13 protein-coding genes and 1 pseudogene are annotated in these 14461 nt (G+C 66.5%); 11 read left to right on the top strand and 3 right to left on the bottom strand.

The window, feature by feature from the left end:
• Positions 1 to 29: 29 nt before the first annotated feature.
• The 7 genes from RZR99_RS11335 (at position 30) to RZR99_RS11305 (ending at position 7456) form a co-directional block, all read left to right on the top strand.
• The gene (locus tag RZR99_RS11335) at positions 30 to 1235 is read left to right on the top strand and encodes an acetyl-CoA C-acetyltransferase (RefSeq protein WP_323119848.1); all 1206 of its coding nucleotides are present in this window, start codon (positions 30 to 32) and stop codon (positions 1233 to 1235) included.
• Positions 1236 to 1249: 14 nt separating this feature from the next.
• On the top strand, positions 1250 to 3400 hold the full coding sequence (locus tag RZR99_RS11330) for a 3-hydroxyacyl-CoA dehydrogenase NAD-binding domain-containing protein (RefSeq protein WP_323119847.1): 2151 nt from the start codon (positions 1250 to 1252) through the stop codon (positions 3398 to 3400).
• Positions 3397 to 4443 carry a CaiB/BaiF CoA transferase family protein gene (locus RZR99_RS11325; RefSeq protein WP_323119846.1) on the top strand — a complete coding sequence of 349 codons (1047 nt, stop codon included), beginning with the start codon at positions 3397 to 3399 and terminating at the stop codon, positions 4441 to 4443. Before RZR99_RS11330 ends, RZR99_RS11325 begins: the two co-directional genes overlap by 4 nt.
• 32 nt (positions 4444 to 4475) lie before the next feature.
• Entirely contained in the window at positions 4476 to 4793 is a 318-nt protein-coding gene (locus RZR99_RS11320; RefSeq protein ID WP_323119845.1) for an SCP2 sterol-binding domain-containing protein, read from the top strand.
• Between the two features lie 31 nt (positions 4794 to 4824).
• A complete protein-coding gene (locus tag RZR99_RS11315; protein ID WP_323119844.1) occupies positions 4825 to 5049 on the top strand; it encodes a hypothetical protein in 225 nt (74 codons plus the stop codon).
• Positions 5050 to 5688: 639 nt separating this feature from the next.
• Positions 5689 to 6033: a hypothetical protein gene (locus RZR99_RS11310; RefSeq protein WP_323119843.1), complete on the top strand. Its 345-nt coding sequence runs from the start codon at positions 5689 to 5691 to the stop codon at positions 6031 to 6033.
• Between the two features lie 655 nt (positions 6034 to 6688).
• Complete coding sequence (locus RZR99_RS11305; protein ID WP_323119842.1) at positions 6689 to 7456, top strand: curculin (mannose-binding) lectin; 768 nt, start codon at positions 6689 to 6691, stop codon at positions 7454 to 7456.
• A 546-nt stretch (positions 7457 to 8002) separates the two neighbouring features.
• Here RZR99_RS11305 and RZR99_RS11300 read toward each other — a convergent pair.
• Both RZR99_RS11300 and RZR99_RS11295 read right to left on the bottom strand, forming a co-directional pair.
• Complete coding sequence (locus tag RZR99_RS11300; RefSeq protein WP_323119960.1) at positions 8003 to 8263, bottom strand: hypothetical protein; 261 nt, start codon at positions 8261 to 8263, stop codon at positions 8003 to 8005.
• Between the two features lie 74 nt (positions 8264 to 8337).
• Positions 8338 to 9558, bottom strand: a complete 1221-nt coding sequence (locus RZR99_RS11295; protein WP_323119841.1) for a lanthionine synthetase C family protein — start codon at positions 9556 to 9558, stop codon at positions 8338 to 8340.
• Between the two features lie 350 nt (positions 9559 to 9908).
• Between RZR99_RS11295 and RZR99_RS11290 the strand changes: the two genes are divergently transcribed.
• From RZR99_RS11290 to RZR99_RS11280, 3 genes are read left to right on the top strand one after another with little or no spacing between them, the layout of a single operon-like run.
• Positions 9909 to 11324 carry a purine-cytosine permease family protein gene (locus RZR99_RS11290; RefSeq protein ID WP_323119840.1) on the top strand — a complete coding sequence of 472 codons (1416 nt, stop codon included), beginning with the start codon at positions 9909 to 9911 and terminating at the stop codon, positions 11322 to 11324.
• Positions 11321 to 12220: an NAD-dependent protein deacetylase gene (locus RZR99_RS11285; RefSeq protein ID WP_323119839.1), complete on the top strand. Its 900-nt coding sequence runs from the start codon at positions 11321 to 11323 to the stop codon at positions 12218 to 12220. The genes RZR99_RS11290 and RZR99_RS11285 overlap by 4 nt, the downstream gene beginning before the upstream one ends.
• 18 nt (positions 12221 to 12238) lie before the next feature.
• Positions 12239 to 12868, top strand: a complete 630-nt coding sequence (locus RZR99_RS11280; protein WP_323119838.1) for a DUF938 domain-containing protein — start codon at positions 12239 to 12241, stop codon at positions 12866 to 12868.
• A gap of 11 nt (positions 12869 to 12879) precedes the next feature.
• Here RZR99_RS11280 and RZR99_RS11275 read toward each other — a convergent pair.
• Positions 12880 to 12976, bottom strand: a pseudogene (locus tag RZR99_RS11275) (6-phosphogluconate dehydrogenase); the annotation flags it as partial.
• Here RZR99_RS11275 and gndA point away from each other — a divergent pair.
• Positions 12965 to 14377 carry an NADP-dependent phosphogluconate dehydrogenase gene (gndA, locus tag RZR99_RS11270; RefSeq protein WP_323119837.1) on the top strand — a complete coding sequence of 471 codons (1413 nt, stop codon included), beginning with the start codon at positions 12965 to 12967 and terminating at the stop codon, positions 14375 to 14377. The pseudogene RZR99_RS11275 and the gene gndA sit on opposite strands and share 12 nt — an antisense overlap.
• The last annotated feature ends 84 nt before the right edge of the window (positions 14378 to 14461 follow it).

Here is a 14461-nt window from a genome sequence, read left to right as displayed (position 1 = left end):
TACCGCTTCGATTTCATCAGGGAACACTCATGGCCGATGCTTATCTCTACGATGCCGTGCGCACGCCGCGCGGCAAGGGCAAGAAGGACGGCAGCCTGCACCAGGCCACGCCGGTCTGGCTGCTGAGCACGCTGCTGCATGCGCTGCGCGAGCGTAATGCGCTCGATACCGCACTGGTCGACGACGTCGTGCTCGGCTGCGTGACGCCCATCGGCGAGCAGGGCGCCGACATCGCGCGCACCGCCGTGCTCGACGCCGGCTGGGCCGAGAGCGTGGCGGGCGTGACGCTGTCGCGTTTTTGCGGATCGGGCCTCGAGGCGCTGAATCTGGCGACGGCCAAGATCGCCTCCGGGATGGAGGAGATGGTGGTGGCGGGCGGGGTCGAATCGATGAGCCGCTGGCCGATGGGCAGCGACGGCGGTGCGTGGTTCATGGACCCGCGCATCAATGCTTCGCTGGGCTTCGTGCCGCAAGGCATCAGCGCCGATCTGATCGCGACGCTGGAAGGCTTCAGCCGCCAGGATCTCGATGCGTTCGCGGCCGGATCGCATCAGCGCGCCGCGCGGGCCTGGGACGAAGGCCGTTTCGCGCGATCGGTCGTCGCCGTGCAGGATCTCAACGGCATGACGCTGCTGGCGCGGGACGAAACGATCCGCCCGGGCGCGTCGGTCGATTCGCTGGCGAAGCTGTCGCCGTCGTTCGAGATGATCGGGTCGATGGGCTTCGACGCCACCGCGCTGGATAAATACACGACCGTCGAAAAGATCCGGCATGCGCATCATGCGGGCAATGCGTCGGGCATCGTCGACGGCGCGGCGCTGCTGCTGGTCGGCAGCAAGGAAGCGGGCATCAAGGCGGGCCTGAAGCCGCGCGCGCGCGTGCGCATGGCGTCCGTCACCGGCTCGGAGCCCACCATCATGCTGACCGGACCGACGGCGGCGAGCCGCAAGGCGCTCGGCAAGCTCCGGATGACCGCGGCCGACATCGATCTCTGGGAAATCAACGAAGCCTTTGCCGTCGTGCCCCTCAAAACCGCGCGCGATCTGGGTCTGCCGCCGGACCGGGTGAACGTCAACGGCGGCGCGATCGCGATGGGGCATCCGCTCGGCGCCACCGGCGCGATCCTCGTCGGTACGGCCCTCGACGAACTCGAACGCACCGGCCGCGCTACCGCGTTGGCGACTCTGTGCATCGGCGCCGGCATGGGCATTGCCACCATCATCGAACGTGTGTGAGGAAGGTCGACGACATGAAGCAAGACAACGCGGTCAGGTTCGAGATTGACGCGGACGGCATCGGGCTGGTGACCTTCGACCAGCCGGATCGCGCGATGAATGTGCTCAACCCGTCGCTCGTCGAGCCGTTCGCGGCGATCGTCGAGCGGCTCGCGGAGGAGCCCGCGATCAAGGGGCTGGTCGTCACGTCGGCCAAGCCGGCTTTCGTGGCCGGCGCCGATATCGATCAGCTCGCCGCGATCCGGACGGCCGACGAAGCCTTCCATCTGTGCGAAATGCTCAAGCGCGTGTTCCGCCGGATGGAGACGTGCGGCAAGCCGGTGGTCGCGGCGCTCAACGGCACCGCGCTGGGCGGCGGCCTGGAACTTGCGCTCGCGTGCCATGCGCGCTTCGCACTGGACACCCCGGCACTGAGGCTGGGGGTGCCCGAGGTCAAGCTGGGTCTACTGCCCGGCGGCGGCGGGACACAGCGTTTGCCGCGCATGATCGGCATCCAGAAGAGTGTCGAGTTGATCACGCAGGGCACCGAGTTGCGGGCGGCCGACGCGAAGGCGATCGGCCTGGTCGACGATCTCGCCGCCGATCGCGACGCGCTGCTCGCGCAGGCGAGGGCATGGTGCGTCGCTCATCCGAAGGCGGTGCAGCCGTGGGACGCGCCGGGCTTTCGCATACCGGGCGGCGACAGCAAGCATCCGGGCGTGGTGCAGCTGCTCGCGATCGCGCCGTCGATCGCCAACGCCAAGGCGCACGGCAACTATCCGGCCGTCGGCCACATCATGTCGTGCCTGTTCGAAGGATGCCTGCTGGATTTCGACGCGGGCCTGCAGGTGGAGTCGCGCTACTTCGCGGCCTGCGTGATGTCGCAGGCATCGAAGAACATGATCGGCACGCTGTGGTATCAGCTCAACGCGATCAAGAAAGGGCATTCGCGTCCCGACGGTATCGCGCCGCGCAAGGTGCGCAAGCTCGGCATCCTCGGCGCCGGCATGATGGGGGCGGGCATCGCCTACGTGTCGGCCAAAGCCGGGATCGACGTGGTGTTGCTGGACACCACGCTCGAGCTGGCGGAGCACGGCAAGGCCTATTCGAAGGGGCTGCTCGACAAGGCCGTATCGCGGGGCAAGCGCACGGCGGAGCAACGCGATGCGCTGCTGGCCCGCATCACGCCGACCGCGCGTTACGAAGATCTGCAGGGCTGCGATCTGGTGATCGAGGCCGTGACCGAGGATCGCGGAGTCAAGGCGGCCTGCACGCGCCAATCCGAGACGGTGCTCGCTGCCGGCGCGGTGTTCGCGTCGAACACGTCGACCCTGCCGATCAGCGGACTTGCGAAGGCCAGCGTGCGTCCGGCCCGCTTCGTCGGCCTGCATTTCTTCTCGCCGGTGGACAAGATGCCGCTCGTCGAGATCATCGTCGGCGAGCAGACCTCGGATAGTACCCTCGCGCTCGGCTTCGATTTCGTGCTGCAGATCGGCAAGACGCCCATCGTGGTCAACGACAGCCGGGGGTTCTACACCTCGCGGGTATTCGCCACCTATGTGATGGAGGGGCTCGCGATGCTCGGCGAAGGCGTGCATCCGCGTTCGATCGAAGTGGCGGGCGTGAAGGCCGGCATGCCGATGCCGCCGCTGGCGCTGCAGGACGAAGTGTCGCTGAGCTTGTCGCTGCATGTCGCCGACCAGACCCGCAAGGATCTGGCGGACGAGGGCAAGGCGATTCCCGCGCACCCGGGCGAGGCCGTGCTGCGCCGGGTGGGCGGCGTCGAGGGCCGGCTCGGCAAGAAAGCGGGCAAGGGGCTGTACGACTACAACGGCAAGGACAAGACCTTGTGGCCGGAGTTGACGCGTCTTTATCCGACCGCGGTCGAACAGCCGCCGCAGCGGGAGTTGATCGACCGCTTGATGTTCGTGCAGGCGAACGAGGCCGCGCGCTGCTACGAGGAGAACGTCGTGCGGTCGGTCGCGGATGGCAACGTCGGTTCGATCTTCGGCTGGGGTTTCGCGCCGTTTCATGGCGGCGCGCTGCAGTTCATCAATGCGATGGGCGCCGAACGTTTCGTCGCGCGTTCGCGCGAGCTGGCGAAGCGGTACGGGGAGCGCTTCGCGCCCGCCGCGATCGTTGTCTCGATGGCGGCCGAGGGCAGGCGCTTCGAGGACCCCGCATGAGCGCGGCGGCGCGGACGGGCGGGGCGTTGTCCGGCCTGCTGGCCGGCCTGTGCGTCGTGGATCTGAGCCGCAATCTGCCGGGGCCGTTCTGCACACGGATGTTGGCCGATCTCGGCGCATCGATCGTCAAGGTCGAGCCGCCCGAGGGCGATCCGGCCCGGCCGCTCGGCCCGTTGTTCGATGCGTTGAATCACGGCAAGGACAGCCGCCGCATCGATTTCCGGCAGCCGGCCGACCTCGAGCGGCTGCGCGGCTGGCTGGCCGGCGCCGATGTGATGGTCGACAGCTTTCGTCCGGGCGTATTGGCGTCGCTGGGCCTCGATTTCGACAGCTTGAAGGCGTTGCGTCCGGGGCTCGTCATGGTGTCCATCACGGGCTACGGCCAGCAAGGCCCTTGGGCGCAACGTGCCGGTCACGATCTGAACTTCATGGCGATGTCCGGCGCGCTGGACCAGATGCGCGCGCCCACCGGCGAACTGGCGTTGCCCAATGTGCAATGGGGCGACATGTCGGGCGGCGGGGCGATGGCTTGCATCGCGATTCTGGCCGCGCTGTTCGATGCGCGGCGGCGCGGCGAAGGTCGCCACGTCGACGTCAGCATGACGCACGGCCTGCACGCGCACCTGATCATGCCCAACGCGAGCGCCGCGCTGCTGGGCCCGGCGCTGGGGCATGCGCCGGGCGCGGGCGAGGATCTGCTGAACGGCGGTTTGCCTTGCTACAACCTGTATGCGACGGCCGACGGCCGTCATCTGGCCGTGGGCGCGCTGGAATACAAGTTCTGGAAGGTGGCATGCGCAGTGTTCGAGCGGCCCGACTGGATCGACCGGCACTGGCAGCGCGGGCAGATGCCCGGCTCGCCGGAAAACGCCGCGCTGCGCCGCGACGTGGCCGCGCTGGTGGCGGCGCACCCGCTCGCGCGCTGGGCGGACCGCTTCGAGCCGGCCGATGCCTGCGTCACGCCGGTATTGACGCGGGAGGAAGCCAACGCCCACCCGCTGTTTGCTGGTGCGTCCGGCTCGCAGCCCTGGGCCGCGGTCTGATCGATTTCACCGACTTGGGAGGCATCGCTGGCATGACTGCATTCGAATTGCTCAATACCTTGCCCGCGGCCATCGATCCGCAGGCTACCGCCGGACTCGACCGCGTGCTGCAGTTCAATATCTCGCAGCCGGCCTATGTGTCGATTCGCGATGGTGCGTGCGAGGTGACGACGGGCACCGACGAAGCCGCCGATCTGACGCTGACGCTCAGCGACGACGATCTGGTGAGCTTGCTGACCGGCAAGCTCGACGGCATGACGGCGGCGATGAGCGGCCGCCTGAAGCTGAAAGGCGATCTGGCGCTCGCGCAGCAACTCAACCGCTATTTCGATTTCCGCCGGTTGACCTGATTCGGCGCCGGCGTCGGGCGGGAGCGACGATATGACGATACAAGGCGCGGATACGCTGCAGAAGCGCTTTCCGGAATGGGCGCGCGGCCGGCCTGACGGCATCTATCTGACGCAGTTGTACTCGGGCGGCCGGGTCGTCGCCTGCAACCGGGAGCAGGCGGGCGAGGAGGCGTGTCGCATGGCCGCGCATCCGTGGACGTTGCCGCGCCGCACAGCCGGATCGCGGTGCTCGGCGGGAACCGCGCGCCCTGGCTGATCGCCGATCTCGCGGTCGTGATATCGGCCATGAGATGGCAATAAGACATTTCCGGGAATCAGACGTTTGTCCAGCGTGGTACGAGACAAACCGGGTTGCACGGCCATTTACGGCGGTATTGAATTTCGCGTATGTCGCGACGCGAAAGCCGCATCCGGAAATTTCAATGAAAATCCGTTTTGAATGGATTCAATCGATCCGAGACGGATCACGCCCGTGCGAAGGAAAGCGTGCCTTTCGCCCGATTGACATCGGGTTCGGCGGTTCGCGATAATGCGCGACATTCCTCGCGGCCGGGCATTTCTCCCTGATCTGGCTGCATTTTCCAGCCTCGCCGCCTCCATTTCGTCCGTTTCCGTCGCCATGCCGCTCGTCAGGCCCGTGTCGACGCGGTGCCGGGGCGTGGTTGCGTTGCGCGAAGCGCAGGCGTCATACTGGCATCGATGGGGCCTCGCGCAGGCATCGACGACGGATGTCCCGTCGAAGGTGACACGTCGGTCGGCGGTGCCCAAGCGAGGGATCGCGCATCCGAATGAAGGACGGAACCGAGCGGATCCGCGATTTCGCCGCAGGGTTGATTCCCGCGCCCGCGCCCGCATGTGACGACGTTGAATAACGACAGCAGGCAGTCCGACAAACATGAACAAACCTGAATTTACCGAGCCCGACAGCGCGCGTCCGGATTTGCTGTGTTTTCTCGTGGCGATTGCGGCGGCATCGTACGCGCTGACTCAAGAGTGGCGGGTGGACCATCTGGTCGAATGCTGCCGTCAGTGGCTGCGCAAGAATGACCTGAACATGCATTGGCTCGACCGCGTTCGCATCGGCCAGCTTGCGCTGAAGATCGCCAGCGAGGATTTGCTGAATGCGGGCGTCGCGGTTCGGCTGTCGAGCGTGCAGGCGCTGTTCACCAATGAGATGGAGCTCAACGGCGCCAGCACGATGGTGCAGCGGATGATGGTGCTCTGTCACGACGCGCTCTGAGCGAGCGCGTCGAATGGGCGGGATGTCCGCTGCGGACCGGTTGAGTCCGATGCCGCGCGGCACGACGGGTGTCGCGGAAGCGGCCGACGTCGAAGGCATGCGGCATCCCGTCCGGCCCATCCGCGGCCGTCCGCCCATCAACTTGCGGACAAGTTATCGATAATTTCGCGGCGCGAGCCCATGGCCCGCCCCGCCGGGCACGATGTGTCCCGCCGTTGGCCGGCAGCGGCTCGACGCTCGCGCACGCAAATATTCACGGATGCGCAACGGCGCCAGCGCGCCCTCCGAACGGGTGCGTTTGCATTCACGAGATACGCTGCGTATCGGCTTTCAAATTTCCATTATCCAATTCGCAATGAAGTATCGCGTGCGCGGGTTCGATTCCAACGTTTGCGCCCATCGAGAACCGGTATTTCAAAGGATAGCGTCCACGCGGCATCCTTTATGCGGAAGCAGGTCATTGCATTAAATGGAATGGTCAGTTGAGTAATCGTTGACTTGATTTATTGAATTACGCCCCTGTAAGATGGCGCCGCGATGATTTTTCACGGTCGCATTTCAATTATCTATATCAATGTTTGGCCTAAACGGGGGCTGCATGAAGAAAGTAATCCTTCTTGTGTTGGGTGCTTTGCTGTTTCAATCGCCATTTGCGATGGCGAAGAGGCTTGAGCCGGGCGTGACGATGCTGGCCGGCCAATCGGTCTGTTCCGACAACAACCAGTATTGCCTGACGCTCCAGAAATCGGATGGGAACCTGGTGCTGTATACGGCCGGCGGCGCGGCCGTCTGGCAGGCGCAGACGAACGGCAAGGGCGTGACGCGCGCGGTCATGCAGCCGGACGGCAATTTCGTGCTGTATACGGACGATAATCGGCCGATCTGGGTGATCAAGACCGGACGCCCGAACTCGTTCCTGAATGTCCAGGATGACGGGAATATCGTGTTCTACTGGATGCGCCCGATCTGGGACACGAAGACCAGCGACGTGAAGAGCATGCAGTCGAACGAAGCGCGGATTCTCTATGCGAATACGAAGCTGACCGCCGGCGTCAGTTACACGACCGGCCAGTACTTCTTCATCCTGCAGGCGGACGGCAACCTGGTGCTCTACAAGAACGGCGCGCCGATCTGGAATAGCGGCACGGCGGGCAAGGGCGTCACGTCGGCGTGGATGCAGAACGACGGCAACTTCGTGCTCTACAACGATGCGGGCGTCGCGATCTGGAAAACCAATACGCAGGGCAACAACGGCGCCTTCTTCGCATTCCAGCCCGACGGCAATCTGGTCATCTACGTTCCCACGCCGAGCTGGGATCGGTTGGCCGGATACAACCATCCCGACTATCAGGATCATCGCGGCCCGGGACAAGGGTGGTGCATCGGCGCCTGCGGCGGCGCGATCATTTCGATTCCGTTCTGATACCGCGCCGAGCGCGGATTGACGGGTGCGGGGCTCGCCGGCGGTACGCGCGCCGGGCGTCCCGCATTCGACAGTCCGTCCATCGTTTCCTTTCGCTGCCGGATGGCGCGGTTGGCAGGCCCGCGGGCAATCCGGCCGCATCGGTATCGATCCGGACGGCGGCCGGGCGAGCTTGGGGCGAGCGCAACGCCGGATGTTCGCGGCGATAGGAGAGGGTGATCCGGCCGATGCCGTGCCGCGACGTTGTGTGCGCTGGCATACATAACGCCCGCCAAGTGCTTGTTCATCATGCCGACATCGCTGAGCATTGGCGCGCGCAAGGTCGATTGATCCTCGTGCTTTGCGATAACTCGCCCCGTCGACTCCCCCGAGCGGCGGGGTTTTTTTTCGGCACGTGGTGGTGTGGGGCGCAGCGACTTGAGCGGCCTCGATGATCCCGGCAGCCGAGACCGGGTGACGCGCGGCATCGCGAACCCGCGCGGCGATCTTGTCAGGCCGCTGCGTCGGCCAGGGCGGACATGCATTGCGCAGCGGTACCCGCCGGCATCATTCGCCGCTGCCGTACTCCGCTTCCTTCCGTTCGCGGCGCTCTTCGTTGCCGCGGCGCGCGCGCAGGCGCTGGCGCGACAGCACGGTAATCACTTCGCTGGTCGTTGCGTCGGCGGGCACTTCGTTGCGGATCACTTTGGGCACCATCGGCAGCCCGGCACGCTGCCGCTGAACGGCCTTGGCGATGGCCCTGCGGCACGTTTCTCCGTGGCAATCCCATTCGTCGCGGATTTTTTCGCAGTAACGGCATGTGTTCATGACGGACAGTCTAACTGCAATCTCGCGGGCCGGCTGCCGCCGCCCGCGCCGCAGCCCGGCCCCCATTCGAGGCGTTACCGCGCGGCGGCGCCATAGAAGACATCCAAGGTCGGGAACGAAGCCGTTCCCTGCACGCAATCCCACAGGAAGATCGCGAAGCCGGGGTCGCCGGTCCAAAGCGAGTAGCGCAACTGGCCATGCCGGCGTTGCGCCGCGTCGGTCTGCGCGATGCCGTGCATCGCGAACGCGCGTGCGCGGTCCAGCCAAGTGGCGTCGCCCGTGCGGCGATACAGCGCCAGAAACGCATATCCGTTGCCGCCGGTGCCGTGGCACAGATTCGATCCCTTCCGCAATGGACCGGCTGCCCAGATCGCTTCGCCCGCCGCCTGCAGCAGCGCGTCGAGTGATGCGTCGGGCATCTGCGCCAGGCAGATGACGAAGCCCGGCGCACCATGGCAGAACTGCATCAGCCACGCCGGCGCGCGATTGTCCTCCGGGTAGAGCATGACGGGCCAGTTGGCGTGCCCGCCTTCGCTGACGGCCGTGCGGCCGATCGTATTCACGATGCATGCGCGCCATTTTTCCCAGCTCGCGTCGTCCAGCAGGTGGCGCCCCGCGATCAGCGGCGCGGCGGTCGCGACGAAGCCGTGCACGCCGTCGAGGAAGGTGAATCGGCTGCCGTACAGATCTTGCCGCCAGTAGTGGCAGTGATGCTCCGGCGACCACAGCAACGCCGACCACAGCGTGTCCGCGGTGCGCCGGAACAGCTCCGCCCAGCGCGCGTCGCCATCGCGCTCGTGCAGGAACCGGGCGGCAAGCAGCGTGCCGGGCGACCCCCACATCAATTCCCGGGTCGGGTTGTTCAGATTGGCCTCGATCAACGTCGCGATGCGCTCGGCGAGCGCCGCCGACGGGTGCCGTCCGTAGTCGAGCATCAGGATCGGCGTGTCGCCCATCAGGTAGGACGAGATTGCCCGGTGGCCGGTATCCGCCTGCAGCCACGCCCGATTGCGGGATAGCAGCGGGGCGTAGTGAGGCCGAAGATCGGCGCCGGGCGATGCCGCGCCGGTCGACTCGAGATAGGCCAGCGCCCAGAACACTCCGCCGGCGCCGTGGTAGAGCGGCGTCAGGGTGGCGGTCGAGCCTTCGTCGTCCAGCGGATGAGCGGGCCAGTAGGTCTCGGGATCGAACTTCGCTCGGGTGTCGGCGACGATGCGCGCGATCGTCTGTCGGGCGATGCCCTCATCCCAGTCGATCTGGGTCAGTGCTTCATGGCGTGCGGAATCGAACAGCATCGGGGCCTTTAACCTTGGGTGACAAATGGCGCGATCGGAGCAACGGGGACGGATGTCATACTATCAGTCCATCGACGCGGCGGAGGCCGAAAGCGGAAGGCGGTTTGCGCACGCGGTGGCGCGTATCGCGGCTGTGGCCCGGATGGCGTCAGGATGGGCGCGGAGCGTTGTGCGGCCGTGTGCAGCGTGCCGTGGGCGCAGGGAGCCGACGCGGTGACAGCATGCCGGGCCGGCCTTCGCACGGTCCGGATCAGTGCGTGTAAACCCGGTCTCGACAAGAGTTGTCTATACAATTTGGCGCGGGTAGGGTGAGGACTTCGCTTCCGCTCCGAACCACGTCCATCGCCACCATGCCCGATACCTCCACCGCACCGCTGCGCGAGCGCCGCACCATCGACTACATTCCGGACCACGAGCGCCACGGCAAGCTGTCCAGCCAGTTCACGCTATGGCTCGGCGCGAATCTGCAGATCACCGCGATCGTGACGGGCGCGCTCGCCGTCGTGCTGGGCGGCGACGTGTTCTGGTCGCTGATCGGCCTCGCGCTCGGGCAGGTGCTCGGGGGTGCGGTGATGGCGCTGCACGGCGCGCAGGGGCCGCGGCTCGGTTTGCCGCAGATGATCTCGAGCCGCGTGCAGTTCGGCGTGTACGGCGCGGTGATCCCGCTCGTGCTGGTGTGTCTGATGTACGTCGGATTTTCGGCGAGCGGCACGGTGCTCGCCGGTCAGGCGCTCGCGCAGTTGCTCGGCGTCGCCGACGTGGCCGGCATCCTCGCGTTCATCTCGGTCGTCGTGGTGCTCGCGGTGTTCGGCTACCGGATGATCCATGCGCTCGGCCGCGTATCCAGCGTGGTCGGCATCGTGGCCTTCGTCTACATGTTCGGCCGCTTGCTGGCCGGTCACGACGTCGGCGCGCTGCTCGCGATCCGGCATTTCACGCTGACCGATTTTCTGCTGGCGATGTCGCTGTCCGCGTCGTGGCAGATCGCCTACGGGCCGTACGTGGCCGACTATTCGCGCTATCTGCCGCGCGAGACGCCCGCACACCGCACGTTCTGGGCGGTCGGCCTCGGGTCGGTGCTCGGCGCGCAGGCGTCGATGGTGTTCGGGGTGCTCGCGGCGGCGCTGGCGGGCAAGCAGTTCGCGGGGCACGAGGTGCAGTTCATCGTGAGCCTCGGCGCGAGCGGCGCGGCGGCGGCGCTGCTGTATTTCGCGATCGCGTTCGGCAAGCTGACGATCACGACGCTCAATGCATACGGCAGCGTGATGTCGGTGGCGACGATCGTGACGGGCTTTTCCGGGCGCAACCAGATCTCGCTGCGGGCGCGGACGGCCTACGTGCTGACCATGGTGGCCGCGGTCGCTTGGCTCGCGCTGGCGGGCCGCCATGCGTTCCTGAAAGAGTTCTCCGCGTTCATCCTGTTCCTGCTCGCATTCTTCACGCCGTGGAGCGCGATCAACCTCGTCGACTTCTACTGCGTCACGAAGGAGCGCTACGACGTGCCCGCGCTGTACGATCCGAACGGCCGCTACGGCCGCTGGAACAAGGCAGGGATTTCGATCTACGTGATCGGCGTGCTGGTGCAGATGCCGTTCATCGCGACGGGCTTCTACACCGGCCCGCTCGTCGACCTGCTCGGCGGCACCGACATCTCGTGGATCATCGGCCTCGTCGTGCCCGGCGTTCTGTATTATGTGGCGGCACGCAGGCAGACCGCGCATGTTCCGGAGCGGCTGATCCTGCCGGACGAGCCCTCGCTGCCATGACCGACCCCGACCCATCCCGCCACGCAACCGCCGCCATCGATCCCGCCGCGCTCGACGCATTGCACGCGTTCGTCGCGCGCCATCCGCGTCTGTTCGTTCTGACGGGCGCGGGCATCAGCACCGATTCCGGCATTCCGGGCTATCGCGACCGCGACGGCCGATGGATGCGCTCGCAACCGATCCAGCTGCACGAATTTCTCGGCTCCGAACCCGCGCGCCGGCGCTACTGGGCGCGCAGCATGCTCGGCTGGCCGGTGGTCGGCCGGGCGCGGCCGAACGCGTCGCATCTGGCGCTGGCGCGGCTGGAATCGGCGGGACGGGTGGCACGGCTCGTCACGCAGAATGTCGACGGCCTGCACCAGCGCGCGGGCAGCCGGGACGTGATCGAGCTGCACGGCGGCATCGACGGCGTGGCTTGTCTCGCGTGCGGCGCGCAGCATGCGCGCGCCGCGATCCAGCAGGTGCTCGAAGCGGAGAATCCGGCACTGCTCGACGTGCGGGCGGAGCCTGCGGCCGACGGCGATGCGCACCTGGAATGGGCCGCGCTCGACGTGTTCCGGGTGCCGGCCTGTCCGATCTGCGGCGGGACGCTGAAGCCGGCCGTGGTGTTCTTCGGCGAGAACGTGCCGCGCGAGCGCGTCGCGGCCGCCGCGCACGCGCTGGAAGAGGCGGACGCGATGCTGGTCGTCGGTTCGTCGCTGATGGTGTACTCCGGCTATCGCTTCTGCGTGTGGGCGGACCAGCAGCGCAAGCCGATCGCGGCGCTCAATCTCGGGCGGACGCGCGCCGATCCGCTGCTGGCGCTTAAGGTCGAGGCGTCGTGCGGCTCGGCGCTGGACGCGCTGGCCGGCCGCATCGGGCTCGCGTCGCACGGCGCTTGGCCGCTCGAATCCTAGCAACCCATTCGGATAGCCATGCCGACCGATGCTTCCCCGCGCCAATGGGCGCCCGCCGCGGAACGCAACCGCGAGCCGATTCTCGAGGTGCTGCGCGCCGTCCTGCCTGAACAGGGCACGGTGCTGGAAATCGCCAGCGGCACGGGGCAGCATGCGGTGCATTTCGCTGCGGCGCTGCCGCATCTCGACTGGCAGCCGACCGACGCCGATCCCGCCGCCCGTGCGTCGATCGCCGCCTGGGCCGACGAGGCCGCGCTGCCGAACCTGCGCGTGCCGCTGGCGCTCGATGTGCGCGCGCCGCGCTGGCCGCTCGACGCGGTCGAGGCGATCGTCTGCATCAACATGATCCACATCGCGCCGTGGCAGGCCGCCGAGGCATTGTTCGCGGGTGCTGCGCGGCTGCTCGGCGACGCGGGCGTGCTGGTCCTGTACGGCCCGTACCGGCGCGGCGGCGAGCATACGTCGCCGTCGAACGCGCAGTTCGACGCGCAACTGCGCGGACGCGATCCGGCGTGGGGCGTGCGCGATCTGGAGGCGGTCGTCGAACTGGGCCGGGCGGCGGGCTTGAGCATCGAAAAAATCGCGCAGATGCCCGCGAACAACCTGAGCGTGGTATTCCGCAAGGTCGCGCCGGCACGTGGCAAGTGAGCGCGAAGCAGCGCCGCCGGACAGTTTCCCTTATCCTTTCGCCTGTGCGCGCGGCTCCTGTGAGTCGCGCCCTGTTTTTATCCGGAGAATTGAATAATGGGCAAACAAGCAATCGGTGTGGTCGGACTGGCGGTGATGGGCCGCAATCTGGCCTTGAATATCGAAAGCCGTGGTTACGCGGTGTCGGTCTACAACCGCAGCCGCGAGAAAACCGATGAACTGATCGCCGAATTTCCCGACCGCCAGCTGGTGCCGACCTATACGCTCGAAGCGTTCGTCGCGTCGCTCGAGACCCCGCGCCGGATCCTGATGATGGTGAAGGCGGGCGAGCCGACCGATGCGACGATCGCATCGCTCAAGCCGCTGCTCGAGAAGGGCGACGTGCTGATCGACGGCGGCAACACGCATTTCACCGATACGATCCGCCGCAATCAGGAGCTTGCCCAGTCGGGGCTGCATTTCATCGGCACCGGCGTGTCGGGCGGTGAGGAAGGCGCGTTGCGCGGCCCGTCGATCATGCCCGGCGGCCAGCGCGATGCGTATGACCTGGTCGAGCCGATCCTCAAGCAGATCGCCGCGAAGGCGCCGTCGGACGGCGAGCCGTGCGTTGCGTACATGGGGCCGGACGGCGCGGGTCACTACGTGAAGATGGTGCACAACGGCATCGAGTACGGCGACATGCAACTGATCGCCGAAAGCTATGCGGTGCTGAAGCAGGTCGCGGGGCTGACGAACGAGGAACTCGGCAAGGTCTACACCGATTGGAACCAGGGCGAGCTCGACAGCTACCTGATGGAGATCACGTCGAAGATCTTCGACAAGAAGGACGACGAGACCGGCGAGTATCTGGTCGACGTGATCCTCGACCGCGCGGCCCAGAAGGGCACCGGCAAGTGGACCAGCCAGAATGCGCTCGATCTGGGCGTGCCGCTGCCGTTGATCACGGAGTCGGTGTTCGCGCGCGTGCTGTCGTCGCTGAAGGACCAGCGGGTCGCGGCCAGCCGGGTGCTGACCGGCCCGGCGCCGGCGCCGCTCGCGGGCGATCGCGCGGCATTCGTCGAAGCGGTGCGCCGCGCGCTGTACTTCAGCAAGGTGATTTCCTACGCGCAGGGCTTCGCGCAGCTCGACACGGCCTCGAAGGAATACGGCTGGAAGCTGGATCTCGGCACGATTGCGAAGATCTTCCGCGCGGGCTGCATCATCCGCGCGCGATTCCTGCAAAAGATCACCGACGCCTACGAGAAAAATCCGGCCCTGGCGAATCTGCTGCTCGATCCGTATTTCCAGGACATCGCCGCGAACTACCAGGCGGCACTGCGCGACGTGGTGATCGCCGCGGTGAAGGCCGGGGTGCCGGTGCCGGCGTTCGCGTCCGCGGTCGCGTACTTCGACAGCTACCGGTCGGCCCGTCTGCCCGCCAATCTCGTGCAGGCGCAGCGCGACTTCTTCGGTGCCCACACGTTCGAGCGTACCGACAAGCCGGGCAGCTTCCACGCCAACTGGTCGTAAGCGGTAGGCAGGCGGTAATTGTTGCGAATTCCTACGTTATAAGTAGGGTTGATACCGGCATTAAACGCAATTGTTATCGCCTGC

It is taken from the genome of Burkholderia alba, from assembly GCF_034721475.1.
GTDB classification, from domain to species: Bacteria; Pseudomonadota; Gammaproteobacteria; order Burkholderiales; family Burkholderiaceae; genus Burkholderia; species Burkholderia alba.
This window is presented reverse-complemented; position numbering and strand designations above follow the sequence as displayed.

Bases quoted from the DNA above. Each gene is read 5' to 3' on its own strand.
- RZR99_RS11335 (WP_323119848.1), top strand. From the start codon at position 30: ATGGCCGATGCTTATCTCTACGATGCCGTGCGCACGCCGCGCGGCAAG.
- RZR99_RS11330 (WP_323119847.1), top strand. From the start codon at position 1,250: ATGAAGCAAGACAACGCGGTCAGGTTCGAGATTGACGCGGACGGCATC.
- RZR99_RS11325 (WP_323119846.1), top strand. From the start codon at position 3,397: ATGAGCGCGGCGGCGCGGACGGGCGGGGCGTTGTCCGGCCTGCTGGCC.
- RZR99_RS11320 (WP_323119845.1), top strand. From the start codon at position 4,476: ATGACTGCATTCGAATTGCTCAATACCTTGCCCGCGGCCATCGATCCG.
- RZR99_RS11315 (WP_323119844.1), top strand. From the start codon at position 4,825: ATGACGATACAAGGCGCGGATACGCTGCAGAAGCGCTTTCCGGAATGG.
- RZR99_RS11310 (WP_323119843.1), top strand. From the start codon at position 5,689: ATGAACAAACCTGAATTTACCGAGCCCGACAGCGCGCGTCCGGATTTG.
- RZR99_RS11305 (WP_323119842.1), top strand. From the start codon at position 6,689: ATGGCGAAGAGGCTTGAGCCGGGCGTGACGATGCTGGCCGGCCAATCG.
- RZR99_RS11300 (WP_323119960.1), bottom strand. From the start codon at position 8,263: ATGAACACATGCCGTTACTGCGAAAAAATCCGCGACGAATGGGATTGC.
- RZR99_RS11295 (WP_323119841.1), bottom strand. From the start codon at position 9,558: ATGCTGTTCGATTCCGCACGCCATGAAGCACTGACCCAGATCGACTGG.
- RZR99_RS11290 (WP_323119840.1), top strand. From the start codon at position 9,909: ATGCCCGATACCTCCACCGCACCGCTGCGCGAGCGCCGCACCATCGAC.
- RZR99_RS11285 (WP_323119839.1), top strand. From the start codon at position 11,321: ATGACCGACCCCGACCCATCCCGCCACGCAACCGCCGCCATCGATCCC.
- RZR99_RS11280 (WP_323119838.1), top strand. From the start codon at position 12,239: ATGCCGACCGATGCTTCCCCGCGCCAATGGGCGCCCGCCGCGGAACGC.
- gndA (WP_323119837.1), top strand. From the start codon at position 12,965: ATGGGCAAACAAGCAATCGGTGTGGTCGGACTGGCGGTGATGGGCCGC.